This is a genomic window from Campylobacter sp. JH32 (assembly GCF_017846535.1).
In the GTDB taxonomy this organism is placed as follows: Bacteria; Campylobacterota; Campylobacteria; order Campylobacterales; family Campylobacteraceae; genus Campylobacter_D; species Campylobacter_D coli.
In genome coordinates this window covers 1-519 of the sequence record NZ_JAEQBS010000044.1, presented here as the reverse complement: position 1 = coordinate 519, position 519 = coordinate 1, and the positions used below count along the sequence as shown (strand labels likewise).

Genomic DNA, 519 nt, shown 5'->3' with positions numbered 1-519 from the left:
CCTTTTCCTTTCTTTGGATGGATTAGCTTGTTTATACTTTCTACTATATGGGTATATTTATTTTTAAAGCTTGTCTTTTATCTTGTCTTTAAAATTTTTAATATTGATAAAAAAATTAAAAAGTTTTATTTATTTTTACCTTATCCATTATTCATGCTTCTTTGGTTTGGATACTCTTTTGTACCTCTTGAATGGCAAAGTAGTTTTAAAGAATTTGAGAGTTTGTGTGAGAAGGCTGATTCTAAGGCGGTTATTTATGATGCAAAAAATATTATAAGTCTTTGGGATAATTATAAAAAAATAAACAAGGATATTTTATTCAACATAACAGAGCAATATGTAGATTTTAGAATAAAAAAAATTATTATTTTATGGTACTATAAGGACGGCAAAAATACAATACAAGAATATAAAATAGACAATACATACTCTTGGCTTGACATAGGTATGTTTGCTAAATACAAAAGAAAAATGATATGCTATGATATTCAAAAATATAAAGAATTACAAGAAAAAAGA

General features: G+C 24.5%; 1 pseudogene. It reads left to right on the top strand.

Annotation, left to right across the window (positions count from 1 at the left end):
• Positions 1–153: 153 nt before the first annotated feature.
• A pseudogene (locus KAR67_RS09440) lies at positions 154–519 on the top strand (hypothetical protein); the annotation flags it as partial.